The 25,335-nt window shown below is 51.0% G+C and carries 24 protein-coding genes, 1 tRNA gene and 4 pseudogenes; 11 read left to right on the forward strand and 18 right to left on the reverse strand.

Annotation, left to right across the window (positions count from 1 at the left end; translation table 11 throughout):
• Positions 1-8 precede the first annotated feature (8 nt).
• Entirely contained in the window at positions 9-623 is a 615-nt protein-coding gene (gene ureG, locus CWM52_RS07515) for an urease accessory protein UreG (protein ID WP_100683531.1), read from the forward strand.
• 156 nt (positions 624-779) lie between these two features.
• On the forward strand, positions 780-2,387 hold the full coding sequence (locus CWM52_RS07520) for a purine-cytosine permease family protein (RefSeq protein WP_100683532.1): 1,608 nt from the start codon (positions 780-782) through the stop codon (positions 2,385-2,387).
• Between the two features lie 42 nt (positions 2,388-2,429).
• On the opposite strand, the gene tsaD is transcribed toward CWM52_RS07520, so the two are convergent.
• Positions 2,430-3,443, reverse strand: coding sequence for a tRNA (adenosine(37)-N6)-threonylcarbamoyltransferase complex transferase subunit TsaD (tsaD, locus tag CWM52_RS07525; RefSeq protein WP_100683533.1), 1,014 nt, complete (start codon positions 3,441-3,443; stop codon positions 2,430-2,432).
• A 350-nt stretch (positions 3,444-3,793) separates the two neighbouring features.
• Here tsaD and rpsU point away from each other — a divergent pair, with 350 nt between their 5' ends.
• The 3 genes from rpsU to rpoD all read left to right on the forward strand — a co-directional run bounded on the left by rpsU (position 3,794) and on the right by rpoD (position 7,926).
• On the forward strand, positions 3,794-4,009 hold the full coding sequence (gene rpsU, locus CWM52_RS07530; RefSeq protein WP_001144069.1) for a 30S ribosomal protein S21: 216 nt from the start codon (positions 3,794-3,796) through the stop codon (positions 4,007-4,009).
• A gap of 176 nt (positions 4,010-4,185) precedes the next feature.
• A complete protein-coding gene (dnaG, locus tag CWM52_RS07535; RefSeq protein WP_100683534.1) occupies positions 4,186-5,931 on the forward strand; it encodes a DNA primase in 1,746 nt (581 codons plus the stop codon).
• A gap of 150 nt (positions 5,932-6,081) precedes the next feature.
• Positions 6,082-7,926 carry an RNA polymerase sigma factor RpoD gene (rpoD, locus tag CWM52_RS07540; protein ID WP_100683535.1) on the forward strand — a complete coding sequence of 615 codons (1,845 nt, stop codon included), beginning with the start codon at positions 6,082-6,084 and terminating at the stop codon, positions 7,924-7,926.
• 108 nt (positions 7,927-8,034) lie between these two features.
• On the opposite strand, the gene mug is transcribed toward rpoD, so the two are convergent.
• Positions 8,035-8,541: a G/U mismatch-specific DNA glycosylase gene (mug, locus tag CWM52_RS07545; RefSeq protein ID WP_100683536.1), complete on the reverse strand. Its 507-nt coding sequence runs from the start codon at positions 8,539-8,541 to the stop codon at positions 8,035-8,037.
• Between the two features lie 123 nt (positions 8,542-8,664).
• On the opposite strand from mug, the gene CWM52_RS07550 reads away from it, so the two are divergent.
• A tRNA-Ile gene (locus tag CWM52_RS07550) sits at positions 8,665-8,740 on the forward strand.
• A gap of 102 nt (positions 8,741-8,842) precedes the next feature.
• Here CWM52_RS07550 and CWM52_RS07555 read toward each other — a convergent pair.
• The 10 genes and pseudogenes from CWM52_RS07555 to CWM52_RS07595 form a co-directional block, all read right to left on the reverse strand.
• Positions 8,843-9,676, reverse strand: coding sequence for a DUF4942 domain-containing protein (locus tag CWM52_RS07555; RefSeq protein WP_100683537.1), 834 nt, complete (start codon positions 9,674-9,676; stop codon positions 8,843-8,845).
• A 113-nt stretch (positions 9,677-9,789) separates the two neighbouring features.
• Positions 9,790-10,131: a TA system toxin CbtA family protein gene (locus CWM52_RS07560; RefSeq protein WP_100683538.1), complete on the reverse strand. Its 342-nt coding sequence runs from the start codon at positions 10,129-10,131 to the stop codon at positions 9,790-9,792.
• Positions 10,132-10,266: 135 nt separating this feature from the next.
• Complete coding sequence (locus CWM52_RS07565) at positions 10,267-10,551, reverse strand: hypothetical protein (protein WP_100683539.1); 285 nt, start codon at positions 10,549-10,551, stop codon at positions 10,267-10,269.
• Between the two features lie 121 nt (positions 10,552-10,672).
• Positions 10,673-11,152, reverse strand: a complete 480-nt coding sequence (radC, locus tag CWM52_RS07570) for a RadC family protein (RefSeq protein WP_100683540.1) — start codon at positions 11,150-11,152, stop codon at positions 10,673-10,675.
• A gap of 179 nt (positions 11,153-11,331) precedes the next feature.
• Positions 11,332-11,778 carry an IrmA family protein gene (locus tag CWM52_RS07575; RefSeq protein WP_100683541.1) on the reverse strand — a complete coding sequence of 149 codons (447 nt, stop codon included), beginning with the start codon at positions 11,776-11,778 and terminating at the stop codon, positions 11,332-11,334.
• Entirely contained in the window at positions 11,778-12,146 is a 369-nt protein-coding gene (locus CWM52_RS27080) for a YfjS/YafY family lipoprotein (protein ID WP_416308795.1), read from the reverse strand. The genes CWM52_RS07575 and CWM52_RS27080 overlap by 1 nt, the downstream gene beginning before the upstream one ends.
• Positions 12,126-12,908: pseudogene (locus CWM52_RS07580) on the reverse strand (DUF932 domain-containing protein); the annotation flags it as partial. The pseudogene CWM52_RS07580 and the gene CWM52_RS27080, both read right to left, overlap by 21 nt.
• Before the next feature lie 95 nt (positions 12,909-13,003).
• Positions 13,004-13,867 carry a GTPase family protein gene (locus CWM52_RS07585; protein ID WP_100683542.1) on the reverse strand — a complete coding sequence of 288 codons (864 nt, stop codon included), beginning with the start codon at positions 13,865-13,867 and terminating at the stop codon, positions 13,004-13,006.
• A 186-nt stretch (positions 13,868-14,053) separates the two neighbouring features.
• Positions 14,054-14,485, reverse strand: coding sequence for a hypothetical protein (locus CWM52_RS07590; RefSeq protein WP_227521267.1), 432 nt, complete (start codon positions 14,483-14,485; stop codon positions 14,054-14,056).
• A 43-nt stretch (positions 14,486-14,528) separates the two neighbouring features.
• Positions 14,529-15,299: pseudogene (locus CWM52_RS07595) on the reverse strand (transposase); the annotation flags it as partial.
• Between the two features lie 493 nt (positions 15,300-15,792).
• Between CWM52_RS07595 and CWM52_RS07600 the strand changes: the two are divergent.
• Complete coding sequence (locus tag CWM52_RS07600; RefSeq protein WP_100683543.1) at positions 15,793-17,154, forward strand: LLM class flavin-dependent oxidoreductase; 1,362 nt, start codon at positions 15,793-15,795, stop codon at positions 17,152-17,154.
• A 24-nt stretch (positions 17,155-17,178) separates the two neighbouring features.
• Entirely contained in the window at positions 17,179-17,712 is a 534-nt protein-coding gene (locus CWM52_RS07605; RefSeq protein ID WP_100683544.1) for a flavin reductase family protein, read from the forward strand.
• Between the two features lie 50 nt (positions 17,713-17,762).
• On the opposite strand, the gene CWM52_RS07610 is transcribed toward CWM52_RS07605, so the two are convergent.
• From CWM52_RS07610 to CWM52_RS07620, 3 genes are all read right to left on the reverse strand, one after another.
• Positions 17,763-18,710 (reverse strand): helix-turn-helix domain-containing protein, encoded by a 948-nt coding sequence (locus tag CWM52_RS07610; RefSeq protein WP_100683545.1) that lies wholly within the window; start codon positions 18,708-18,710, stop codon positions 17,763-17,765.
• 252 nt (positions 18,711-18,962) lie between these two features.
• Entirely contained in the window at positions 18,963-19,730 is a 768-nt protein-coding gene (locus CWM52_RS07615; protein ID WP_100683546.1) for an SDR family NAD(P)-dependent oxidoreductase, read from the reverse strand.
• 22 nt (positions 19,731-19,752) lie between these two features.
• Positions 19,753-20,172 carry a nuclear transport factor 2 family protein gene (locus CWM52_RS07620; RefSeq protein ID WP_100683547.1) on the reverse strand — a complete coding sequence of 140 codons (420 nt, stop codon included), beginning with the start codon at positions 20,170-20,172 and terminating at the stop codon, positions 19,753-19,755.
• Between the two features lie 212 nt (positions 20,173-20,384).
• Here CWM52_RS07620 and CWM52_RS07625 point away from each other — a divergent pair.
• A pseudogene (locus tag CWM52_RS07625) lies at positions 20,385-21,227 on the forward strand (IS3 family transposase); the annotation flags it as partial.
• 57 nt (positions 21,228-21,284) lie between these two features.
• Here CWM52_RS07625 and istB read toward each other — a convergent pair.
• The 3 genes from istB to CWM52_RS07640 all read right to left on the reverse strand — a co-directional run bounded on the left by istB (position 21,285) and on the right by CWM52_RS07640 (position 24,442).
• Positions 21,285-22,079: an IS21-like element helper ATPase IstB gene (gene istB, locus CWM52_RS07630; RefSeq protein ID WP_133121731.1), complete on the reverse strand. Its 795-nt coding sequence runs from the start codon at positions 22,077-22,079 to the stop codon at positions 21,285-21,287.
• The gene (gene istA, locus CWM52_RS07635) at positions 22,079-23,215 is read right to left on the reverse strand and encodes an IS21 family transposase (protein ID WP_100683550.1); all 1,137 of its coding nucleotides are present in this window, start codon (positions 23,213-23,215) and stop codon (positions 22,079-22,081) included. The genes istB and istA overlap by 1 nt, the downstream gene beginning before the upstream one ends.
• A gap of 22 nt (positions 23,216-23,237) precedes the next feature.
• Positions 23,238-24,442 (reverse strand): IS3 family transposase gene (locus tag CWM52_RS07640; RefSeq protein ID WP_100683551.1). Its coding sequence is split into 2 segments (ribosomal slippage): positions 23,238-24,124 and positions 24,124-24,442, totalling 1,206 coding nucleotides; the frame shifts between segments, so codons are not numbered across the junction.
• A gap of 249 nt (positions 24,443-24,691) precedes the next feature.
• Here CWM52_RS07640 and CWM52_RS07645 point away from each other — a divergent pair.
• Positions 24,692-24,982: pseudogene (locus tag CWM52_RS07645) on the forward strand (IS3 family transposase); the annotation flags it as partial.
• 39 nt (positions 24,983-25,021) lie between these two features.
• The gene (locus CWM52_RS07650) at positions 25,022-25,231 is read left to right on the forward strand and encodes a hypothetical protein (RefSeq protein ID WP_227521268.1); all 210 of its coding nucleotides are present in this window, start codon (positions 25,022-25,024) and stop codon (positions 25,229-25,231) included.
• Positions 25,232-25,335: the final 104 nt, after the last annotated feature.

Genomic DNA, 25,335 nt, shown 5'->3' on the forward strand with positions numbered 1-25,335 from the left:
GAGAGAGTATGCACAATAACAAACACCCGCTGCGCGTCGGCGTCGGCGGCCCGGTCGGTTCCGGGAAAACGGCCCTGCTGGAAGCGCTGTGTAAAGCCATGCGCGACACCTGGCAGCTCGCCGTCGTGACCAACGACATCTACACCAAAGAAGATCAGCGTATTCTCACCGAAGCGGGCGCGCTGGCGCCGGAGCGTATCGTCGGCGTCGAAACCGGCGGCTGTCCGCATACCGCGATCCGCGAAGACGCCTCGATGAACCTGGCGGCGATAGAAGCGCTGAGCGAAAAATTCGGCAACCTCGATCTGATCTTTGTGGAAAGCGGCGGCGATAACCTGAGCGCCACCTTCAGCCCGGAGCTGGCGGATCTGACCATCTACGTCATTGACGTGGCGGAAGGGGAAAAGATCCCGCGTAAAGGCGGGCCGGGGATCACGAAGTCGGACTTCCTGGTGATCAACAAAACCGACCTTGCACCGTATGTGGGCGCATCGCTGGAAGTGATGGAGCGCGACACGATGCGTATGCGCGGCGACCGCCCGTGGACCTTTACCAACCTGAAAAGCGGCGATGGCCTGAATAACATCATCGCTTTCCTTGTCGACAAAGGCATGCTGCGCTAAGCGTTTCTGCACCATCCAGGCGCGCGCGCATCCGGATGGTGCACACCCTTGCCCCCTCGTTATTCATTCCAGCCCCACCAGCGCCCGACGCAGCGGTTGTGCGAAGTGGCATAAGGTTTGCTAATTACAGTCATGCCTGACCATTAAGGAATGACTATGTCATCACTGGATATTAAAACTGAGTTACCTGCACAGACCGGGACTTCCGGCTCTAAAGAAACCCTCGAAGACTATACACTCCGCTATGCTCCGCTGAGTTTCCGCCGCTGGGGACCAGGCGTTGTCGCCGTGACCGCGCTGGGCGGTATCGCCTATCTGGCGGACTTCTCCATCGGCGCCAGCATCGGCATGGCATGGGGCACCACCAACGCCATTTACGCCATCCTGCTGGCGGCGCTGGTTATCTTCCTCACCGGGATCCCGCTGGCGATTACCGCCGCCCGCTATAACATTGACCTCGACTTAATCACCCGTAGCGCCGGATTCGGCTATTTTGGCTCGGTGATCACCAGCATTATCTTCGCCGGTTTCACCTTTATCTTCTTCGCCCTTGAAGGGTCGATCATGGCCCAGGGGCTACTGGTTGGGTTAGGGATCCCGCTGTGGATGGGCTATCTCATCGCCACCCTGATGGTGCTGCCGCTGGTGGTTTACGGCATGAAAGCCCTGACCCGCCTGCAGGTATGGACCACGCCGCTGTGGCTGGTGCTGATGGTGGTGCCGGTGGCATGGCTGATTGCCAAAGACCCGGAGCTGGTGGACGGTTTTATGAACTTCGCCGGCAAGAATAACGCGGCGCAGGTCGATTTAACCGCCATTATGCTCGGCGCCGGGGTGTGCCTGTCGCTGATTATGCAAATCGGCGAGCAGATCGATTATCTGCGCTTTATGCCGCCTAAAACGGCGGAAAACAGCAAAAGCTGGTGGCTGGCGGTCTTCTCCGCAGGCCCGGGCTGGGTGGTATTAGGCGCAATAAAACAGATCATCGGCGCCTTCCTCGGCTTCTATCTGCTGACCCGCTTCCCGGCGGTACACAACACCGAGCCGGTACAACAGTTCGTCAGCGTCTTTGATAACCTGGTGCCCGGCTGGCTGGCGTTAACTCTTGCCGTGGTGCTGGTGGTCATTTCACAGATTAAAATCAACGTCACCAACGCCTATTCTGGCTCGCTGGCGTGGACCAGCGCCTGGACGCGCACCACCAAACGCTATCCGGGGCGGATTATCTTCGTTATCGTCAACCTCGCCATCGCGCTGGCGCTGATGGAAGGCGATATGTTCAGCGCCCTGTCGTGGATTCTTGGCTTCTACTCTAACTTTGCCATTGCCTGGGTCGTGGTGGTTGCCACCGATATCACCGTCAACAAAGGCCTGCTCCGGCTCGCCCCGGCGCAGCCGGAATATCGTCGCGGGATGATCTACAACGTTAACCCGGTGGGGGTGGTTTCGTTTGCTCTGGCGGCTGGCCTGTCGATCTGCGCCTTCTTCGGCCTGCTCGGTGCCACGCTGGCACCGTTCTCGCCGCTGATTGCGCTGGTCGTGGCGCTGGTGATGACGCCGCTGATGGGTATCCTCACCGGCGGGCGCTACTACATCAAGCAGTACGATGACGGGATTAGCGAGCCGCGCTACGATGCGCAGGGCAATGCGTCCATCACCGTTTACCAGTGCGTCAGCTGTGAAGAAGAGTACGAACGTCCGGACGTGATGCACTCGCACAAACATCAGGGCGCGATTTGCTCGCTGTGTAAAAGTATGGAGTAAAGCAGAAAAGCAGGCCGACAGAACGTCGGCCTGTGCAGCCGATTACGCCGCCGGCAGTTCAGCGAGCGGCCAGCGCGGACGCACGGTCACGCCAAGATCCGCTTTAGCGCCGCTGCGCAGACGAACCATCCCGGCATAGGCGATCATCGCGCCGTTATCGGTGCAGAACTCCGGTCGCGCATAGAACACTTCGCCGCCGCGCTTTGTCATCATCTCCGCCAGCTTCGCGCGCAGCGTGCGGTTGGCGCTCACGCCACCGGCCATCACCAGGCGTTTAAAGCCGGTCTGCTCCAGCGCGCGACGGCACTTAATCATCAGCGTATCCACCACCGCATCTTCAAACGCCCGGGCGATATCTGCGCGGGTCTGCTCGTCGTCATCGTTATTGCGAATCGTGTTAGCCGCAAAGGTTTTCAGGCCGGAAAAGCTGAAATCCAGACCGGGACGGTCGGTCATCGGGCGGGGGAAAACAAACCGCCCTTCGCTGCCCTGAGCCGCCATCTTAGACAGCATCGGACCGCCGGGATAATCGAGCCCCAGCAGCTTAGCGGTTTTATCAAACGCCTCCCCGGCCGCATCATCGATAGACTCGCCGAGCAACTCGTACTGACCAATACCGGTTACGCTAATCAACTGGGTATGGCCGCCAGAGACCAGCAGCGCCACAAACGGGAAGGCGGGAGGATTATCCTCCAGCATCGGTGCCAGCAGATGCCCTTCCATATGGTGTACCGGAATCGCCGGTACGTTCCAGGCAAACGCCAGCGAACGCCCTATTGTTGCGCCAACCAGCAGCGCCCCAACCAGGCCCGGACCTGCGGTATAGGCCACGGCATCAATCTCTTTGGCCGTCAACCCGGCCTCTTTCAACGCCGCCTGAATCAGCGGAACGGTTTTACGCACGTGGTCGCGCGAAGCCAGCTCGGGCACCACGCCGCCGTAGTCAGCATGTAATTTCACCTGACTATACAATTGATTGGCTAGCAGGCCTTTTTCGTCGTCATAAATGGCGATGCCGGTTTCATCGCAGGATGTTTCAATACCCAGTACACGCATGTCTTGTTTTACCTCGCTCTAATACCGCGCAGTTTAGGACCAATGCGGGTTGATGTATACCCTCAGCGTGCCAGCCAGGCGCATCGGGACAAGCGGCAGCGGCCGCAAAACCCGCCCGGTCGCGCATTGCCCGTCATGCGGCGCCAGAAAGGCCGGCAGGCGGCGCAGATAAAACTTTGTTCGCCCCAGGAACAAGCCTCGTGTATACTCCTCACCCTTATAAAAGTCCTTTCAAAAAAGGCAGCGGTGCTTTACAAAGCAGCAGCAATTGCAGTAAAATTCCGCACCATTTTGAAATAAGCTGGCGTTGATGCCAGCAGCAAACCGAATTAATCAAAGGTGAGAGGCACATGCCGGTAATTAAAGTACGTGAAAACGAGCCGTTCGACGTAGCTCTGCGTCGCTTCAAGCGTTCCTGTGAGAAAGCAGGTGTTCTGGCGGAAGTTCGTCGTCGTGAGTTCTATGAAAAACCGACTACCGAACGTAAGCGCGCTAAAGCTTCTGCAGTGAAACGTCACGCGAAGAAACTGGCTCGCGAAAACGCACGCCGCACTCGTCTGTACTAATCGGTTGAGGGCCAACGCCCTCAATTCAGACTGAGTTGTTGTTGTAAGGCCGTGCTTCCGGAAGGAATGCGCGGCTTATTTTCGTTTATGCATTAGCAGATACACAGCATCATGAAAGAACGTGTTCAGCCCACGCTGAGACCGTCTGATGATCGTGTGTATAGTTTACGGGGCCTATGGCTGGACGAATCCCACGCGTATTTATCAATGATCTGCTGGCGCGCACCGACATCGTCGATCTCATCGACGCGCGGGTAAAGCTCAAAAAGCAGGGCAAGAACTACCACGCGTGTTGTCCATTCCATAACGAAAAAACTCCCTCTTTTACCGTCAACGGTGAAAAACAGTTTTATCACTGCTTTGGTTGCGGTGCGCACGGCAATGCTGTCGACTTCCTGATGAACTACGACAAACTCGAGTTCGTGGAGACGGTTGAAGAGCTGGCCGCCATGCACAACCTCGAAGTGCCATACGAAGCAGGCAACGGGCCGAGTCAAATAGAGCGCCATCAGCGGCAGAGTCTCTATCAATTGATGGACGGCCTGAATGCGTTTTATCAACAGTCTCTGATGCAACCCGCCGCCGACCCTGCGCGCCAGTATCTGGCGAAACGTGGCTTAAGCAGCGAGGTCATTGCGCGCTTCGCGATTGGCTACGCCCCGCCCGGTTGGGATAACGTCTTAAAACGTTTTGGCGGCAATCAAGAAAACCGCCAGTCACTTATCGATGCCGGCATGCTGGTGACCAACGATAAGGGGCGCAGTTACGACCGCTTCCGCGAACGGGTCATGTTCCCTATCCGCGATAAGCGAGGCCGGGTAATTGGTTTTGGTGGCCGCGTGCTGGGCGATGCCCTGCCGAAGTACCTTAACTCCCCGGAAACCGATATTTTCCATAAGGGTCGTCAGCTGTACGGCCTGTATGAAGCACAGCAGGATAACGCCGAACCACCGCGTTTGCTGGTTGTCGAAGGTTATATGGACGTTGTGGCGCTGGCGCAGTTCGACATCAACTACGCCGTCGCGTCGCTGGGGACCTCGACCACCGCCGACCATATTCAGCTTTTGTTCCGGGCGACCAATCAGGTCATCTGCTGTTATGACGGCGACCGGGCTGGCCGCGATGCCGCCTGGCGTGCGCTGGAAACGGCGCTGCCGTACATGACCGACGGTCGTCAGCTACGCTTTATGTTTCTGCCCGACGGCGAAGACCCGGATACGCTGGTGCGTAAAGAGGGGAAAGCGGCATTTGAAGCGCGGATGGAGCAGGCTCAGCCGCTCTCCACGTTTTTGTTCAACAGCCTGCTGCCGCAGGTCGACTTGAGCACCCCGGACGGGCGCGCACAGCTCAGTACTTTAGCGCTGCCGCTCATCACCCAGGTACCGGGTGAAACGTTGCGCATTTATTTGCGCCAGGAGCTGGGCAACAAGCTGGGGATTTTAGATGACGCTCAGCTTGAACGTTTAATGCCTAAACAGACAGAAAGTGGTACTCCGCGCCCCGCGCCGCAGCTAAAACGCACGACCATGCGTATACTGATAGGACTGCTGGTGCAAAACCCGGATCTGGCGCCGCTGGTTCCGCCTTTAGAGGGTCTGGATCAGCGCAAAATGCCCGGGCTTGGCCTGTTCAGCGAACTGGTCAAAACCTGTTTGTCTCAGCCAGGTCTGACCACCGGGCAACTTTTAGAGCAGTATCGCGGTACAAATGAGGCCGCAACCCTTGAAAAACTGTCGATGTGGGACGATATAGCAGATAAAGATATCGCGGAAAAAACCTTCACCGACGCGCTCAACCATATGTTTGATTCACTGCTGGAACTGCGGCAAGAAGAGTTGATAGCCCGCGACCGTACACACGGTTTAAGCAGTGAAGAACGCCGGGAACTCTGGACCATCAGTCAGGAGCTGGCAAAAAAATGAATTGCACGGCTTAAGTGCCGAATATCGTTCGGGAAGCCCCCGACAGCCGCGCTGAGGCGCAGCGGCAATAATATAAGTACGCCCTCGCTTTAAATGTTGGCAGTTTGTCTGTCGACACCAATCAAACGAATTAAGTGTGGATACCGTCTTATGGAGCAAAACCCGCAGTCACAGCTGAAGCTTCTTGTCCAACGTGGTAAGGAGCAAGGCTATCTGACCTATGCCGAGGTCAATGACCATCTGCCGGAAGATATCGTCGACTCCGATCAGATCGAAGACATCATCCAAATGATCAATGACATGGGCATTCAGGTGATGGAAGAAGCACCGGATGCCGATGATCTGCTGCTGGCTGAAAACAGCAACAACACCGACGAAGATGCAGAAGAAGCTGCTGCGCAGGTGTTGTCCAGCGTGGAATCTGAAATCGGACGTACAACCGATCCGGTGCGCATGTATATGCGTGAAATGGGTACCGTAGAACTGCTGACGCGTGAAGGCGAAATCGACATCGCCAAGCGTATTGAAGATGGGATCAACCAGGTTCAGTGCTCCGTTGCTGAATATCCGGAAGCCATTACCTATCTGCTGGAGCAGTATGACCGCGTTGAAGCTGAAGAAGCGCGCCTGTCTGACCTGATTACCGGTTTCGTCGATCCGAACGCCGAAGAAGACCTGGCGCCAACCGCGACGCACGTCGGCTCTGAACTCTCTCAGGAAGAGATGGATGACGACGAAGACGAAGATGAAGACGATGACGACGACAGCAGCGATGACGACAACAGCATCGACCCTGAGCTGGCGCGTGAGAAATTCGCCGAGCTGCGTACGCAGTACGAGCTGACCCGCGATACTATCAAAGCAAAAGGCCGTAGCCACGCCGCAGCTCAGGAAGAAATTCTCAAGCTGTCCGAAGTGTTCAAACAGTTCCGCCTGGTACCGAAACAGTTCGATTACCTGGTCGGCAGCATGCGTAGCATGATGGACAGGGTCCGTACTCAGGAACGCATCATCATGAAACTGTGCGTCGAACAGTGCAAAATGCCGAAGAAAAACTTCATCACCCTGTTCACCGGCAACGAAACCAGCGAAACCTGGTTCAACGCGGCTGTCGCCATGAACAAGCCGTGGTCTGAAAAGCTGCACGACGTCAAAGAAGACGTTCAGCGCGGCCTGCAGAAGCTACAGCAGATTGAAGAAGAAACCGGCCTGACCATCGATCAGGTTAAAGATATCAACCGTCGTATGTCTATCGGTGAAGCGAAAGCCCGCCGCGCGAAGAAAGAGATGGTTGAAGCGAACTTACGTCTGGTTATCTCTATCGCCAAGAAATACACCAACCGTGGCCTGCAGTTCCTCGATCTGATTCAGGAAGGTAACATTGGCCTGATGAAAGCGGTTGATAAGTTCGAATATCGTCGCGGCTATAAGTTCTCCACCTACGCGACCTGGTGGATCCGTCAGGCGATCACCCGCTCTATCGCGGATCAGGCGCGCACCATCCGTATTCCGGTGCATATGATTGAGACCATCAACAAACTCAACCGTATCTCCCGCCAGATGTTGCAGGAAATGGGTCGTGAGCCGACGCCGGAAGAGCTGGCTGAACGCATGCTGATGCCGGAAGATAAAATTCGTAAAGTGCTGAAAATTGCCAAAGAACCAATCTCCATGGAAACGCCGATCGGCGACGATGAAGATTCACATCTGGGCGATTTCATCGAGGATACCACCCTCGAGCTGCCGCTGGACTCGGCGACCACGGAAAGCCTGCGTGCCGCCACTCACGATGTGCTGGCAGGCCTGACCGCCCGTGAAGCGAAGGTTCTGCGTATGCGTTTCGGTATCGATATGAATACTGACCACACGCTGGAAGAAGTCGGCAAACAGTTCGACGTTACCCGCGAACGTATCCGTCAGATCGAAGCGAAGGCGCTGCGCAAGCTGCGTCACCCGAGCCGTTCTGAAGTGCTGCGTAGCTTCCTCGACGATTAATCGTTGCCGGAAACAGAAAAAGCTCCCTGCGGGGAGCTTTTTTTTGCCTTCTGTTCACCCTGTTAGCGTCAGAGACTGTCGGTGCCGGTACTTACGACAGGCTAGCGGCTAGCGACCTCGCGATGCCAGCGCATCATCCAGTTCGCGATACGCCTCCACCAGCTTATCCAGCGTCGCCCGGTTCAATCCGCTGGGGTTTGGCAGCACCCACACCTCCGTATCGCCGATGGTCACCTGCTGCTTGCCCCAGCGCGCGCCGCGTACCTGAAACGCTTTCTCAAAGGCCTGTTTGCCGAGAATCGCTAGCGCCTGCGGCTGATACTGTTCAATTTTCAGCACCAAATCCCGCCCGCCGCTACGTAGCTCCTGCAAGGCGACCTCGCTGGCCTGAACCGTCGGGCGTTCCACCAGCATCGTAATCCCACAGCGCGTATCGAGCAGCTGCAGCTCCTCTTCCGGCTTCAACAGACGGTCGGTAAAGCCAGCCTGGTAGATCACTTTCCAGAAACGATTGCCCGGATGCGCGAAATGAAAACCGGTATGGGCAGAGGACTTCCCCGGATTAATGCCGCAAAAGACCACCCTCAGGTCCGGCGCCAGAATATCGTTAATCATCTTTCCCCCGCTCAATGCCTAAAAGGTAATTATAAAGGATTGAAAATGCATTGTTTATAAAAACAGCAGCCGTGCGTTTTGCGCTGGATTGCGTCTGCCAGTTACTTTATAATCCCTCGCCACGGCCCCTTAGCTCAGTGGTTAGAGCAGGCGACTCATAATCGCTTGGTCGCTGGTTCAAGTCCAGCAGGGGCCACCAAATAAAACAAGGAGTTAGATGAGAAATCGTCTGACTCCTTTTTCGTTTTATACGAATCGGGTCAGGTAATGGGTCAGGTAAGGAATTGCCTCCCTGCCCTCCTCATCTCGCTGCCAGCATCCCCGGATAGTGCTTCGCCACGATATCATTCATCTTTTCTGTCAGGTCGGGGCGTTTAAAAGTGATGTGTGCGGTTCCTTTCTGGAAGTAACGGATACTGAAAAAATCATCTTCGTAAGCATCCTTCGACGGGTTGTCCCGAATATTATCCATCAACCGTATAGTGACATCGCCACGGTTGTCGGGTATCGGTTTACCATCCAGCAGAAATAACATTCGTTCCATGTCCGCTAATTGATCCCGCCGCCAGCCCCAGTTTAAGCTAAAGCCCCAGCGGCTATGCGTCACCAGATTGTTGACGATGATCTTCTTACCGAAGCTGCAGGGACTATTGGTTTTGTAGTCCCAAGACAGGCCTTTGAAGATGTTGATGATGCCACGTTCGAAGACATCAATTTTGTTGAGATGTAACTGCTCAAAGGTGCTGAGGATATTCGCCTCATTGATTGCAGGGAGGTCGCCCTCCTCAAGGTTCTTATGCCACTGGTCGCGAGCCTGAGCATCCATCAATGCCATCATGCCAGACTTCAACATCAAATCGCGCCAGATACTGCGGTCAATATTACGGGTAATGGCAGGTATGGCTTTATCCAGCGTCTCTGTTAACCAGCTATCATAGCGGTGCCCAGATTTCATCGCCCAGTCTTGTGCGGTACCACCGCCGATTTCTGCGGTTAATCGGGAAAGACTATCAAGCATTTCGATAATCTGTTTAATCTGACTCAGGACAGCATCACGACCGCGTACAATGCGTTCAATATTGGTCGAGCAAATCAGTTCGCGATGTTCAGTTAATACTTCAGCCTGTGTTTGCATGATATTTTATCCATAGAAAAAAATGTCCCTGCCAATACCTGCAGGGACATTATGTAAGGAGTGAATAAGAAGAGAAGGCCGGGAAGGTAAATCAGGAAGACGGCACGCAAAATTTACTGGGCAATGCGCTTAGCCTTTTTTCGCAATAACCCCGTCGTTTGCCTTGCCCGGAGAATATCAACAGCCCGCAGATAAGGTGATGGCTCATGACCACTCAATCCTTGTCTGTCGATACGTACCAGCTGATACTTTTCAACCAGGAAGTTAACCGCATCGGCCAGAGTGATACCGGCATCAATATGTTCCTGAATAACCCGCTGCTCACTAAAAGGCGTGTCATTTAACGCCAGTCCATAATGCTCTTGCAGCACGCGAGTTAAAAGTATTTGCCAGATAATCACCGGTGGTGGGCAGGACCTGCCCCTTCGGTCATCTGCTAAAGAAAAGTTTTTCATATTTTATTCTCAGACGAGTGAATTGAGATTGATGTGTAAGGGATAAATAATGAGGATAAACGCCATGTAGGCATGGAGATATCATTCTGTCAGGCGGGCAACTCAGTCAACTCCCAGGATTTTCCCAGAATAGTATTAATCAAAGGTATGTTCGCAATTGACGCATTCATAGCGATCGAAGATGACGCCATCCAGTGCAGCTCCCGTCACTGCTCCTGTTGTCGCTCCGGCGACAAATCTCCCGAATAATGCACCTATAGTTGCGCCTGCAATCGTGCCAACAACAGGAATAGCTGAACCTATAGCGGCCCCGCTTAACGCGCCTGATACACCACCAGCAACTGCGCCACCTCTTCTGCCGATATGGCGTTCACGAGTATGGAAAGAATTACACACCGGGCATCGGATCTCTTTTTCCATGATAATTTCCTTTATGTGAGTCGTATTTTTAGGTATTAGGGTATGTGCAGCAGTTTAATATTTTTTGGGGGGAACCGAAGAGAATAAAGCCCTTATATGGAAAATATATTTTCACTTATGGCTACAGCCATCCTCGCTCTGCAAATGACACAACATCCTTGCCACCGACTACCAGATGATCCAGCAGGCGGATATCAACCAGATTCAGGGAATCATGCAGGCGTGCGGTTAACCGGCAGTCAGCTCCACTGGGTTCGGCATGTCCCGATGGATGACAATGGGCAATAATGACGGCTGCTGCATTCTGCTTCAGCGCAGATTTCACCACCTCACGGGGATGGACTTCAGTGTGATTGATGGTACCTTTGTAGAGGATTTCATAGCTGATAAGACAGTGCTGGTTATCCAGTAACAGGAGGCTAAAGACCTCTCTCTCTTCCCGAGCCAGATGAAGACGAAGCCAGTCACGAACGGCCTCACTGGATGTAAAGGAAATACCCGGATCTCTCAGTTGCCGTTCTAGCAGAAACAAGGCTTTTTGGATTGTCTGCTGTTCCGATACAGGTAATGCATAAGCAAACGATGGTATGGGTTTGTCCATGGGGAAGTCCTCAATATAAAACTAGATTAGCAGCGGATAAATATCGCCGCTGCGCTTAACCGCAACGACACAGGTATACGCCAATAAAAAGACCCCCCTGTTGCTTAAGCAACAGGGGGGTTACGCTACGGTACCACCAGACCGTTATCTGTAGCGGTCTGGGTTTGGTGACTTACAGATTAAGGTTTGCCCGCGACGGAGATTTTCAGCGGCTGATAATATTGTGGATCAAAAACAGACAGGGCGAGATTCACCGGCTTACCATTACGTAACTCAGTGGCCTTGATTATTTCAACATTGCTGACATCATCAACGCACTCCTGCTCCAGCATGGCACTCTGTGTACGGGTGGCATCACTATCACCGAAAGCATCAACGTCTATTTTTCCTGTTGCCAGGGTTTTACCAATTTTGTTTTTCAAACGCAGCGACAGGGTTAAAGGACCAAAACCCTCACCGCTGCCGCCGTTATCCAGGGTGAAATGATAGGCACAAATATTTCCCGGCCCCCATACAGTATCGGTATTGCGAATGCTGATGTAACGCTCCTCTGCCGCATGTGCGGGTGATAACAGACAAAGAGTCACTACTGCAGCAGAAATTATTGTTTTCACTGGAATATGCATTATTTTCGCTCTTGATTTTTACGCATAGAGAGCCTGCCCATTTCTTTCCCGTCATGAGAATAAACCACAGATTTTTCACCTGTGTAACTGTCAATCTCTTCGCGGAAACTCAGATTAATATTATCCGCCAGACAGATATCAGCCATTAATGGCTGAACCGTTTTTTCACGCATATCCGCAATATAATAATAATTTCCCTGCTCACAATCTTTCGGTGATTTATGGGTCTTCATCACAATATATTGCTGTCCGCCAAAGGCATCTTTCTTCACCCACTCCTGGGCGATGTCTGCCTTATGTGATACAACCTCGTGAAAAGGAGGCGGTGTGAGGTCTTTAAATGCAGCGAGAGCCCGGTTGAGCTTCACATCTCCGTCGATACCACGCACGGCGCGGGTATGCGTTCGCCCACCTTTTGCACTCCGGCCACTGAGCCCGCCCTTAATCAGGTTCTCCTGAATACGCTGGTATGTGGTCCACAGGTCATTGCTCTCATCCTGCCAGCGGCATGGGGAGAGTATCTGAGGTGCTGTCACCGGCTGGTGGTCCTCACCGAAACGATACGTCAGTGCAGCCTGTGCCAACGCCTGTTGTGCAGGTGGCGGCAGCATCAGCGACTGCATGGCATCCCGCTTCTCTTCCACACGGTCAAAAATACCCAGCACTTCATACGCCCCCTCAATCACCTGACTCACCACATCTCCTTTGTGCGGCACCCGCACCTCGCCAAACGACTCACCGCAGACGAGTCCGTTCTGGCATACCGCACGGAATAATCCCGGCAGCATCTGATACGAGCTGGAGCCGTCATGAGAGTTGAGCAGAATGATTTCGGGGACTTGCTTGCCGGTAATTTGCCCCTCCCGACGCAAGCGCAGCATGTGCTTTGTGTGCTCGCGGCGACCTGGATCACGCACTCTGGTCTGACAGGCAAAGAAAGGCTGAAAGCCTTCGCGCTGCAGACTGTCCAGCAGGGATATGGTGGGTATATACGTGTACCGCTCACTGCGGGATGCGTGTTTGTCCTCGCTGAATACGCTGGGTACCACAAGAAACAGTTCTTCGCGGGTTAACGGACGGTCACGACGGATAAGATTTACTGCGCCAAAGCGCGAAGCCAGACGGGTCATAAGCAGACTCCTCATGATGGATAAATAAATACAAAAAAGCCCTGCCGCAAAGTCGCGGCAGGGCTCAGGAAACTACGGGTTAGAAGGGTTAATTTTCAGAAGAAGAAATTCCAGACTGCACGAGCGACTGATACCACGATGTCGCGTACAGACTGGATGACTGTCCGAACCGGAGCCGGTATCAGGGGCATGGAACTTATGGTGTCCAGTACCGAGCCGACCGTTTCACCAAAATCGTCACGGGCTTTTTTATTAACGGCATCGGTACGAAGTGGAGCGCTAAGCTGTACCGCCACCGGACTGCTGGCCTCGCGTGGCAGGCAATGAATCATACGCTCCGCCATTACCCGCAGTCCCCATTGCAGACGAACCGACACCGCACAGATCGGATTTACTGGTTGGAACAACTCATGTAGCAGACAGATTTTACGGCTGATATTTTGTTTCTGTTTCGTGGACAATGTCTCTCCACTGCTAGTGGGCTCGGCCTTATCCGACTGACTGATAACAAACAGCACCTTATGGCGGTAAGCTTCCCCAATTATCTGATAATAAAAGTGCTCATCCACTCCTAGCGCCCTATCATCAGCCTTAATCAGCCACAGTACCAAGTCGAGTTGGGGGAGTTGTTCGTGGTACAGCGCAGCATACTCGGTATCACGAGCCCTGCTTTCACCCACGCCGGGCAGGTCGACGATGGTCATAAAGTGTTCGCCAACCTGCTGACGGAATCGCAAAGGTTCACGGGTACAGGCTGATATGTCGCTGACCGGCGATACCTCACTCGCAAACAGAGCATTGCACAATGAGGACTTACCCGCTCCAGTTTTTCCCATAATACCGATCATTGGCTCGTAATTTGTCAGTTGACGAATTTGCTGCATGACTTGTTCTGAGGTCCATTCTGGTAAGCCTATAAGTGAGCCCTGCAGAGAATGCAAGCCTTCCTGATTTCTCATGGCATCTCCTGAATTTAAGAATAAAAAACGGCGAACCCTTATGGATTCGCCGTAATGAAGTTGCGTTCAGGCAAATAATATATGTCTGAAAAACTTTAGATAACAGAAATTCAACAAATAAAATCAACAATATAATAAGAAGTGAAAATAATATTCTCGCTAATTATTGGCTGGATATAATTCAAGCTAACTTAGATCATGCTGCCCTAGAATTGCCGATGCAGGGAATAAATTTTGCTCAACGATTGCCGCTTGAGCGACGGCGACATCTGGAACAAAGATGACAACGGCCCAGTCTTTCAGCGCACGGGAGCAACAGACATAAAAAAGGCGACGAGTACGGTCGAGTACTGACTCTTTGCCCTCTTCAAGATTGGCTAGATCATTGTCGGATAGGGAAATGTATTGAAAATATTTCCCATACGAATATTGGCTGAAGCGAGCCTCTTCATCATCGATAACAACCAATACGCGCTCAAACTGTGCACCTTTTACACAATGGTGAGTGGCAAAAGGTGATTCTTCTGAAAGATAGCGTCGGTACGCCCAAAGTTCATTGACATTGCATCTTAGATAATTCTGAACATTTCCGAAGTCATCATTACCATCATTTGTCACCAACGGTGCAAAAGTGGGTCTTCCGCAACTTGGGTGGATCCATTCATGCCAGAGGACTCATTACCCTCCGCCTGAGCAGTTCGAACCCGGCACGACCATACATCTGACGCTTCAGCATTTTCAGGCGATTTACATGCCCTTCAACAACACCATTACTCCAGCTGCTACTGATGGCCTCAACGACTGCTGGCGCGTCAGACTCCATACCTGCCGCAACACGTTCCAGCTCAGACAGTCCGCTTTCACTGACACTGATGAACCACGGGTGTAACAGAGTTTTGTTTTTCGTTTTCAGCATCCTGTAGAAGTCGAGGGCAAGTTGCTGCGCCATTTTTATCTGCGGCTCTTTTTCGCACATCAGTCCGATGAACCGTGATGCGTAATTTTCTTCACCTCTTATTATTCGCCATGGCATCAGCCAGCGACTGACCCGTGAGGCTGAAGGGAGACGTGCAGGCACAACAGCCGGAGTTATAACGCCTTTACTCCATCCCGCAACAGCATTCCTGACGGTTGTTTCACTGCCGGTAAAACCAGCAGTAACCATCTCCCGCCACAGCTGACCGGCATTCTGATTGCCGTTTTCCCGTTGCTGCTCTAACCAGTCACGCCATGGGCCAAGCAGTCCTGGCTTTGGCGGGCGGGTTGATATTTCCGGGAACCCGCCCGACTGTATCCACCGGCGAACCGTTACACGGGATAAGCCGGTAATACGGGATATCTCCCTGATCCTGCATCCATTTTTGTGAAGTGAGTTCACTTCCTCCCAGCGCTGATATCGCTTTTCACGCTTTTGCTGTTTGATCCGTTCCGGAAAAGGAGCGAGTGATTCAGCAAAGACCTGGCGCGGACATAACGGATTGCGACAGTACCAGTGGCGGATCACAAAGCTGAGATACCCCATATGCATAACTTCATACGTCCGCGCTCGCCATGCCTCATCATCATTGGAGAGGTTGTGAGAATGTATGGGGGAAAAAAAATTTATAAGGACTCGGAAGCTCAATCGATTACTCTCGAAATTTCTGCCGCATAAAAAATCCGTTTAATAACCAGCAACACATTTTATGTGTTGCTGGTTTATCTATTAAAGCATTGTATTTAAATCAATATATTCCTAATAAACCCTGCAGTAACAACTGTGCCAGCCCCACCTTTAAGCACATATTGTCTGTGGTCATAGGTCTTTCTTATAAACAGGGATTGTGCGCTTAAAACATATTCTCAGTTCACTTTAACCCAAGAGTTGGTGGGATTTAACAGGTAATTTTTATGTCATGAACTTGTTAAAGTAACCGGAGATACTCATGAAGAAGCGTCTTATTTTTAACTGTTTTTCAATGAACGTTTTATCACATATCTGGCATGGTTTATGGCGTCATCCGGAAAGTAAGAGTCTTGCATTTAACGATTTGGAAACGTGGGTGGAGTTGGCACAAATTGCCGAGAAAGGATGCTTTGATGCACTGTTTTTTGCAGATGTGATTGGTACAGATCCGGGCTATAAAAACTCAATGGACATTTATCTCAAAGAAGGTGTTCATCTTCCTTGCAATGACTCAACTGTGCTCTGTGCAGCTTTAATCGGTTCAACCAAGAACCTTGGTCTGGTTTTAACCAGCTCAATTCTGTCTGAGCATCCCTTCTCCTTTGCACGTCGTGTCAGCACGCTCGATCATTTAAGTAAAGGTCGCATAGGCTGGAACATCGTTACGAGCGTTACAAACAATGCCGCGCAGAATTTCGGCCTGAGCGGAATTGTTCCTCATGACGAGCGCTACCGTTGGGCTGAAGAGTATATGGAAGTGGTTTACAAGCTGTGGGAAGGATCATGGGATGATGGAGCCGTTGCGGGAGACAAAGCTGCGGGTATCTACTCTCGTCCCGAATTGGTACATCGCATTTATCATGAGGGGGAGCGTTATAAAGTCGCCGGGCCGCATATGTCCGTTCCGTCTCCTCAACGAGTACCGGTTTTATATCAGGCAGGTTCTTCAAAATCGGGACGAATTTTCGCTTCCCGCCATGCGGAAGGCACATTTGTGTTGTTCCCAACTATTGAAGGTGCACGTAAGGGCATCGCAGATGCAAGGGCATCTGCAGTTGAAGCGGGAAGAAATCCAGATGATCTAAAATTTATCCAGGGTTTCAGTTTTGTCGTGGGGAGTACAGAAGAAGAAGCCTGGAAAAAATCACGGGAAATTGACGAGTGGGTCAGTTATGAAGGCCTCGCTGCGCATATCGGTAAAGATATGGGGATTGATTTTGGCCTGCATGACCCTGATGAGAAAATTGAAAACCTGAACATTGATGGTCTTCAAGGGTATGCCCGTATGTATGAGGAATCAAATAATGGTGAGAAGGCAAGAATCCGAGACCTCGTGAATGCACTATCCTACAGCAGTCGTATGGTTGGTACGCCTGAGACGATTGCCGACCAACTCGAAGCCTGGCAGGAAGCGGGTATCGATGGAGTAAATATGATATGTCAGCTTTTCCCGGGATCATACAAAGACTTTATTGAACATGTTATTCCTGTACTACAGCAGCGTGGTCTGGCACAAAGCAGTTATAGCCCGGGAACACTCCGCGAAAAAATGTTCCCTGAAGGTAATGCATTGCTCCCGGTCCGTCATCATGGTTCACGCTATCGTGGTGCGTTTAAATAGTTTCCTGTTCGATGAGATTAAGCAATGTCAACTGAAAAAATTAATACAGCAGAAATTAAAGTGAATGCATATACCCGTGAGGAAGTGACCGAATCATTTAAATCCGGAATGAGACAATTTCCCTCAGGAATAACTCTTTTAACGTCGGTTCATCATCATGAAAAGGGAGGGCTGATTGCAACTGCTTTCAGTTCCGTCTCCATGGATCCACCTACACTGCTTGCTTGTGTAAACAAGAGCGCATCAGCCCATAGTATCATTGATGACTCAAACAGAATTTGCGTTAACCTTCTCTCTGAAGATGATATGGATATTGTAACCAGCTTTTCAGATTCACTAAAACGGAGTGAACGCTTCATTGCCGGTGAATGGGGTAATATGCGTTCTGGCTCACCATATGTCAAAAGTGCACTTGCATCATTTGACTGTAAGATAGTTGAAAAAGTGTCGAGTGGTTCTCATACTATTTTTATTGCAGAAGTGCAGGAAGTTTACAATAGTTCGGGGAATTCGAAACCCCTGGTATATGCTAATAGAGAATTCCGTTCGTTAAAATAAGTAATGAGATTTGGGAATACTCTTTTCCCGTCCAGGTAGGACGGGGTTTTTTATTGTTGATTTTCTTTTCTATAATCTCTTGGTGACTGTCCAAATTGTTGACGAAATACTTTACTGAAATGAGATGTATCATTAAATCCTGCTCGAAAAGCGATAGTAGAAACTGAATCTGATTTGATATACTTCAGTTCACTCGCGCATTTATCAAGGCGTTCATTCTGGAGAAATCGACTGAAGGATTCAGCTCCTTGTTCAAATATTTTATGTAAATATCTGGTTGATATCCTGAAGTTATTTGCCACCTTGATGGGGCCAAGTTCAGGATCGCTAAGATTTTCGCGCACGTACTTTTTGATACTTATGTAAAGTTGCTCTTGATAAGTTTGAGTGACTTTATCATATGATCTCGAATTAATCCCCAGAGAAAGTCCAACCAAACTCACCAGATTTTCCATGAGTTTGGTCTGAACGATTCCGTGGTAACTTAGATCTGTAGATGCGATAGTCTTTAAAAAATCAATTGTTATAGTGAATATCCCACCGTCAGGTGCAAATTTTGAAGTCAAAATGGCATCAGGATGGAGTAAAAGTGGTTTTAATAATGACTGCGGAATTCTAAATGATAACTGTTTAAAGTCATCAGTAAGATAATCATTGATATAGGGTCGAGTAGAGTCAACAAGCGAAAACTCTCCTGGGTTTATAAGCGCTGTGTTGTTCCCCTGTTGCATGAGACATTGACCACAAATCTGAAGATTCAGAAAATAATATTCATTGGGCATTCTGCGAATTTCATCATATCCACGATTAATTCGTTGAGCCAGCGAACTGATACTGGTCACGTCCACGTCTGCGAGCTTACCCGATGTAACCGTTCCTGAAAATCCCGACGCAGAGCTAACAACCGGATCTAGAGCTGTGTAAGCCTGGCAGAGAACCTCTCTCCAGTAGCTGAATTTTTCGCATGGGGTGACATTGTCAGTTGACCAGATATTCATGGAAGCCTCCTCAATTTGAAGCTTTAATTAAGCAAATTTTGTGCCTATTTCATCAAGAGAGAGAATAAAAAATTGATATTTATCATGCTGAATATAAACAACTATTTTTACGATGAGACCAGGTGGGATTGGAGAATGAAGTTAGATCTGGAAAGGTGCACGAAAAGTGTGTGAAATGCCCCAGCATGGGGCATTGCTTATAAAATGGGTTGTAGGTTCTGGGAAGTGTAATGCAAATGAACTCGTGGTTGACTACATTCCAGTCATACCACCATCAACGGTGTAAATACTACCTGTGATGTAAGAAGCATTTTCAGAAGCAAGGAACATTGCAACCTGAGCGATTTCTTCAGGATCAGCATATCTATTCATTGCTACTAAACCTGAAAACTGAGTTTGAACGTCCTGAGGACTACTTTCATTTAAGCCAGATTCTATTTTTCTCATCATTTTCGTATTAACTGGTCCAGGACAAATTGCATTAACTCTCACGCCATTACCGGCTACTTCCAGTGCGGCGGCACGAGTCAGGCCTACAACCGCATGCTTGGAGGCTGTGTATAAACCAAGAGAAGGAAAACCAATCAGACCCGCCATTGAGGCGGTGTTGATTACTGAACCGAATTTTTGATCAATCATCACCGGCAGAATATGCTTTAAGCCCCAGAAAACGCCTTTAACATTGACGTCCATTAGAAGATCAAAGTCTGATTCTGACGCTTCTGTTAACGAGGATACCCGCCCTATAATACCTGCATTATTGAAAAATATATCAATTTTACCAAATTTATCTACGGCTTTTTTAACATAGTTTTTAACCTGCTCTTCTGATCTAACATCGGCAGATACGGTCAGAATTCTTTCAGGATTAAAATTATATTTTTCAGTAACTTTATTGATGTCATCAGAATTAAGGTCAACCAATACGAGATAGGCACCGTGTATGTAAAAAGAGTTTGCAGCAGATTGGCCAACTCCCCCGGCGGCACCTGTTATAATAGCAACTTTATTTTTTAACATTTTCTTTGTCCTTTTTAAGTTGTTATTTTATTTCATCATAGATGTCAATAAATTTCGTTTTATAAATAACATCTCTTCGGCTGCACTTCCATTTCCCATTCTCTTTCTCAAGCCAATCATTATAAATACAGATTCCACCTTGAGTTAGTCCGTTTTTCTTGTAAATAAACTGAAGATAACACTTTTGCTGCGCTTTGTTACCCTCGATAATTATTATTTCGTTGGTTGTTAAATGGTGCATTTGACCGAAAGACTCAGCGACGACTTCCACAAAATCAATTAACTCTTGCGTTCCTCTCGGAGATTTTCCAGGCAAAAGAGCGTTAAATACACCATCTGGAGTAAAGCAAGACGCCCACGACTCAGCATCAGATTCATCTACTGAGAAATTATACTTTGCATTAAGTTCTTTAATTTCAATTTTGTCAGCTATATTATTCATTCTCACACTCACGCTTTAGATTATTTTTTCTATAATAGAGTCGTTATGATGGCTAAAACTTTGCTGAGAGGGAACGAACTTAAGTCTGTGAGGGAACTATGTTATAGAAGGTTTTTCTTATAGAATTGTTATCGAAAAAATTAGCAAATTGAATCGCCACGGGTTTAACAGACACCTCAGAGTCATTTAAGATGGCTTAATGAGAGGTGCCCATGAGCGGTAAGCGTTATCCTGAAGAGTTTAAAATTGAAGCAGTCAAACAGGTTGTTGATCGTGGCCATTCTGTTTCCAGCGTTGCAACACGTCTCGATATCACCACCCACAGCCTTTACGCATGGGTAAAGAAGTACGGTCCGGATTCTTCCACTAATAAAGAACGGTCAGATGCTCAGGCCGAGATCCGCCGTCTCCAGAAAGAGCTGAAGCGGGTTACCGACGAACGGGACATTTTACTTCGCAAAGCGGTCCGACTGAGGTACGCCTTTATCCGTGACAACACCTGTTGCTGGCCTGTTCGCCTGCTCTGCCAGGTTCTGGATGTTCATCCCAGTGGTTTTTACGCCTGGCTTCAGCAGCCGCATTCACAACGCCGTCAGGCAGACCTGAGACTGACAGGACAGATTAAACAGTTCTGGCTGGAATCGGGATGCGTCTATGGTTATCGCAAGATCCATCTGGATATGCGGGACAGCGGGCAACAGTGTGGAGTCAACAGAGTCTTGCGACTGATGAAACGTGCCGGGATAAAGGCTCAGGTCGGATACCGGAGCCCGCGGGCACGTAAAGGCGAGGCCAGTATCGTGTCGCCCGACAGGCTCCAGCGACAGTTCAATCCGGATGCTCCGGATGAGCGTTGGGTAACGGACATCACCTACATCAGGACCCACGAAGGCTGGCTGTATCTTGCCGTAGTTGTTGCTCTATTCTCACGCAAAATTATCGGCTGGTCCATGCAATCCCGGATGACAAAGGACATTGTCCTGAACGCACTGCTGATGGCTGTATGGCGGCGTAATCCCCAAAAACAGGTGCTGGTTCATTTGGATCAGGGCAGTTGTCAACGCCAAGATTACTGACCGCTTTTCGCCATTTTCATTGTCCGCTGTTGGTCATTAACGCTGTCCGCTTTCCACCATTTCATTATCACTGATTGGCGTTGCGCTTTTTGCCAGCACTCCGGCCTTGCGTTTCTCTTTCAACCGGTAGCTTTCTCCTTTTATGTTCAGTGTCGTTGAGTGATGCAGCAGACGGTCCAGGATCGCCGTCGCCAGCACGTTATCTCCGAACATTTCGCCCCAGTCAGCGAACCCTTTGTTTGACGTCAGAACGATGCTCGCTTTTTCATACCGACGGTTCAGCAACCTGAAGAACAGGCTGGCCTCCTCACGGTTCATTGGCAGATAACCTATCTCATCCAGGATAAGCACCCGCGCATAACTCAACTGCTGCAGCTGTCGCTCCAGTCGGTTTTCCTGCTTCGCCTTTATCAGCGTGGCAACCAGCCTGTCCAGCGGCATGAACAGCACCCGGTGGCCCGCATCGGCGGCTTTTACTCCCAGCGCGACCGCCAGATGCGTTTTCCCCACGCCCGGCGGGCCCAGAAGGATCACGTTTTCACTGCGCTCCACGAACGCCAGGCCTGCAAGCTCACGGACGACCTTTCGGTCTATGCCCGGCTGGAAGCTGAAGTCGAACTGCTCCAGCGTTTTCACCCACGGCAAGCGTGCCTGCTTCAGCCGGGACTCCATTCCCCGCTGGTGCCGCCCGCTCCATTCCTGCTGCAGCGCCATGCACAGGAACTCTCTGTAGTTAAGCTCCTGCTTCGCTGCCTGCTCAAGCAGGTTTTCAACGTGGTAACTCAGGTGTTCCATTTTCAGCCGGTTCAGCAGTGTTTCCAGTTCGTACATCACAGCAGCTCCTCATAGGCGCTCAGGGGCCGATGCTCAACCTGACTGACCTGCTGCCACAGCGGAGCGTGATGCTCCGGCACCGTCTGCCAGCCCGATGAGGGTCCACTGAGCCGGTGGGTCGCGGCCAGATTTTCGTTGCTGTAGATCCGCAGCTCGTCATCCAGCGAGATCCGGATCGAGACCGGATGGCCACACAGCGACTCGGGTACGCTGTATCGGTTGCCGCCAACCTCAATGTAGCCATCCCAGGACACGTGCCGGATATCGAAGTAGCTGGTATCGAAGTCGGTTGCCAGCAGTGTCTGAAGATGCGTTTGTTCAACAGCGAAGCGCTGCGCAGGCGTCTCCCGGAACTGGCGAAGATCGCGCCTGTCAGCCACATCTGCTATCCACTGCTCCAGGAGCTGATTGACGTGGGTAAAGCTGTCGAACCTCCGGTAGCGGACAAAGAAGTTTTCCTTGAGATATTTCACCATCCGCTCAACCTTACCTTTGGTCCGGGCCCGGCGCGGGCGGCACGCCCGCGGCAGGAAGCCATAGTGGTCGGCGAGCAGCAGGAAGCCGGAGTTGAACACCACGTTGCCGTTACTGTTTTTCAGCACGGCGGCTTTCTGATTGTCGACCAGCACGGTTTTCACACTGCCGCCGAAGTAGCGGAAGGCGCGCACCAGCGACTCATACGTGTGTTCAGCGTCCTGTTTTGGCGCGGCAAAGACGTGGAAGCGGCGGGAGAACCCCAGCGTATTGACGGCGAAGTTCACCTTGCACCGCTGCCCGGCCACGTCGACTTCAACTTCCCCCCAGTCGTGCTGCAGCTGGTATCCGGGCTGGGTTTCGAAGCGCACGGTTTTCTTTGAGGGCCGCATTTTACGTTTGGGCTGGATGTAATAACGCAGCATGGAGCGCCCACCGGCGTATCCCATCGTCCTGATCTCAGCGAGGATGACCTCACTGTTCCAGACGTTTTCCGCCAGCCGCATGTCGATGTAATCCATGAACGGCTTGAGTTTAGCCATTTTATGGCGTGTTTTACGGGCCGGGGGCTCAGGGTATTTGAGATATCGCCTGACAGTTCTCTCGGAACATCCGACCTGTGTTGCGATATCGACAATGTAGGCTGGATTTGACCCTATATATCCAGACGCATTTTCTCTCTTACGGTTGCGATAATTTCCTGCGTATAAATTCCCGCGGCGAACGATATTCCAGCGCGCTATGCGGATGATGTTCATTGTAATGGCTGAACGCTACTGCCAGATTTATTAACGCCATCTGGCTGTCCGGTTTAGGCATGATGCTGATGTAATCCCGCTTTATCGTCTTCACGAAGCTCTCTGCTATGCCGTTGCTCTCCGGACTACGTACTCTTGTCGTGCAGGGTTCCAGGCCCAGCATCCGGGCGAACGCCCGCGTTTCCTGAGCCCTGTAGGCCGAAACATTGTCCGTCAGCCATTCCAGGGGCTCTGATGGCAGATGCTGCCCGAAGCGTTTTTCTACCGCACCCAGCATGACATCCTGCACGGTTTCTTTGTCATAGCCACCTGTGCCTGCGGCCCAGTCGATGATCTCCCGGTCACAGCAGTCCTGTGCGAAGGTTACCCGCAACTTTTCGCCATTATCGCAGCGGAACTCAAAGCCGTCTGAACACCAGCGTCGGTTGCTCTCAGCCACTGCCACGCGTCCTTTATGCGCCCGCTTCCGGTGGTTATCCGCAGGTTTTCGCTCAAGAAGCAGATGGTGGGTACTCATGATGCGGTACACCCGTTTTGCATTAACTACAGGCTGCCCGTCACGCTCCGACTCCCGTCGCAACAGTGCCCATACCCGTCGATAACCGTACGTGGGCAGACTGGCCACAGCCGTATTTATCCGGGACAACACCGCGTTATCGTCAAAACGGGGGGGTCGCCGGTGATCCTGCCAGTCAGACAACCGGTGAACCCTGATACTCAGCTGCGCACGCGACACACCAATACTCCGGCAGACGTCGGTTATTCGTCGTCCCCGGGCAACAAGGGCGCATGCGCAATCCATTTTTTTGCCCGACCGAACTCCACGGCCTCTTTAAGTATTTCAGCTTCCATCGTCTTTTTGCCCAGAAGGCGCTGTAGTTCACGGATTTGCTTATTGGCGGCAGCAAGTTCAGAAGCAGGCACAACTTCTTCGCCTGAAGCCACGGCAGTTAGCGAGCCGTCTTCGTATTGCCTGCGCCATTTGAAAATCTGGTTGGCATTGATGCCATGCAGGCGGGCGACATGAGACACGGTCATACCGGGTTCCATTGTCTGCTGAATAATGGCTATTTTTTCCTGCGGTGTACGGCGGCGACGCCGCTCAGGTCCTGATAACACTTCAACCATCTTATTATTCTGACTGGTGTTAAACATAGGTCTAAGACTACCTCTTATTTTAAGAGAGGCGAAGTGTCTGGTGATCTATGGGGCCAGTCTATAGGCACCCTGTTGGCGCATTTGCTTTATCATGAAAAAGTCCTCTCTGCTCAGCATGCTGGAATCCTTTTCGGTGTGGGAACCTTAAGGAAACCGCATGACGGGTAGAGCGGACAACCTGAATGGTGAATGAATGTCTTATATCACTGGCGCTGACACAGTCAGTACACAAGCCATGAGTGGCAGTCGTTCCTGAAATCGCACGGCCTGGAGGGCAGCATGAGCCGTCGCGGTAACTGCCATGATAATGCGGTTGCAGAAAGCTTTTTCCAGTTGCTGAAGCGTGAACGGATAAAGAAAAAGATCTACGGAACGCGGGAAGAAGCCCGCAGCGATATTTTTGATTACATCGAAATGTTTTATAACAGTAAGCGTCGGCATGGCTCTAGCGATCAGATGTCACCGACAGAATATGAAAACCCATATTATCAACGGCTCGGAAGTGTCTAGATTATCCGTGGCGATTCAAAAGGTAAGGCGCTGGAAGCCTTGTGTAGCGAAGAGCGACTCGATTCGATCAAACTGACCGGCTTACTGGATAACTACCTCTTTACCGACGTGATGCCGCGAGAGGATGAAGTGGCAGAAACGCTAATCTGGACGCCGAAGATTCTGGAACGCAAGAACGTGCGGGCACGAGTCTACGACCGTGTGCGCAATGTGATTGAAACGTTTATCAATGGGATGCGCGGATTTTAATAGATTTTGATGACGAATATGGCAGAGGTATTTTCATGAGTGAGATAGATACCGTCCTCCCGTGCGAAAGCGGCACCGGTTAGCGCTTTCGCTTGATGAAAGAG

It is taken from the genome of Raoultella sp. T31, from assembly GCF_002806725.1.
GTDB classification, from domain to species: Bacteria; Pseudomonadota; Gammaproteobacteria; order Enterobacterales; family Enterobacteriaceae; genus Klebsiella; species Klebsiella electrica.

Excerpts from the sequence above, each read along its gene's own strand:
- ureG (WP_100683531.1), top strand. The coding sequence starts at position 9 with ATGCACAATAACAAACACCCGCTGCGCGTCGGCGTCGGCGGCCCGGTC.
- CWM52_RS07520 (WP_100683532.1), top strand. The coding sequence starts at position 780 with ATGTCATCACTGGATATTAAAACTGAGTTACCTGCACAGACCGGGACT.
- tsaD (WP_100683533.1), bottom strand. The coding sequence starts at position 3,443 with ATGCGTGTACTGGGTATTGAAACATCCTGCGATGAAACCGGCATCGCC.
- rpsU (WP_001144069.1), top strand. The coding sequence starts at position 3,794 with ATGCCGGTAATTAAAGTACGTGAAAACGAGCCGTTCGACGTAGCTCTG.
- dnaG (WP_100683534.1), top strand. The coding sequence starts at position 4,186 with ATGGCTGGACGAATCCCACGCGTATTTATCAATGATCTGCTGGCGCGC.
- rpoD (WP_100683535.1), top strand. The coding sequence starts at position 6,082 with ATGGAGCAAAACCCGCAGTCACAGCTGAAGCTTCTTGTCCAACGTGGT.
- mug (WP_100683536.1), bottom strand. The coding sequence starts at position 8,541 with ATGATTAACGATATTCTGGCGCCGGACCTGAGGGTGGTCTTTTGCGGC.
- CWM52_RS07555 (WP_100683537.1), bottom strand. The coding sequence starts at position 9,676 with ATGCAAACACAGGCTGAAGTATTAACTGAACATCGCGAACTGATTTGC.
- CWM52_RS07560 (WP_100683538.1), bottom strand. The coding sequence starts at position 10,131 with ATGAAAAACTTTTCTTTAGCAGATGACCGAAGGGGCAGGTCCTGCCCA.
- CWM52_RS07565 (WP_100683539.1), bottom strand. The coding sequence starts at position 10,551 with ATGGAAAAAGAGATCCGATGCCCGGTGTGTAATTCTTTCCATACTCGT.
- radC (WP_100683540.1), bottom strand. The coding sequence starts at position 11,152 with ATGGACAAACCCATACCATCGTTTGCTTATGCATTACCTGTATCGGAA.
- CWM52_RS07575 (WP_100683541.1), bottom strand. The coding sequence starts at position 11,778 with ATGCATATTCCAGTGAAAACAATAATTTCTGCTGCAGTAGTGACTCTT.
- CWM52_RS07585 (WP_100683542.1), bottom strand. The coding sequence starts at position 13,867 with ATGAGAAATCAGGAAGGCTTGCATTCTCTGCAGGGCTCACTTATAGGC.
- CWM52_RS07600 (WP_100683543.1), top strand. The coding sequence starts at position 15,793 with ATGAAGAAGCGTCTTATTTTTAACTGTTTTTCAATGAACGTTTTATCA.
- CWM52_RS07605 (WP_100683544.1), top strand. The coding sequence starts at position 17,179 with ATGTCAACTGAAAAAATTAATACAGCAGAAATTAAAGTGAATGCATAT.
- CWM52_RS07610 (WP_100683545.1), bottom strand. The coding sequence starts at position 18,710 with ATGAATATCTGGTCAACTGACAATGTCACCCCATGCGAAAAATTCAGC.
- CWM52_RS07615 (WP_100683546.1), bottom strand. The coding sequence starts at position 19,730 with ATGTTAAAAAATAAAGTTGCTATTATAACAGGTGCCGCCGGGGGAGTT.
- CWM52_RS07620 (WP_100683547.1), bottom strand. The coding sequence starts at position 20,172 with ATGAATAATATAGCTGACAAAATTGAAATTAAAGAACTTAATGCAAAG.
- istB (WP_133121731.1), bottom strand. The coding sequence starts at position 22,079 with ATGTACGAACTGGAAACACTGCTGAACCGGCTGAAAATGGAACACCTG.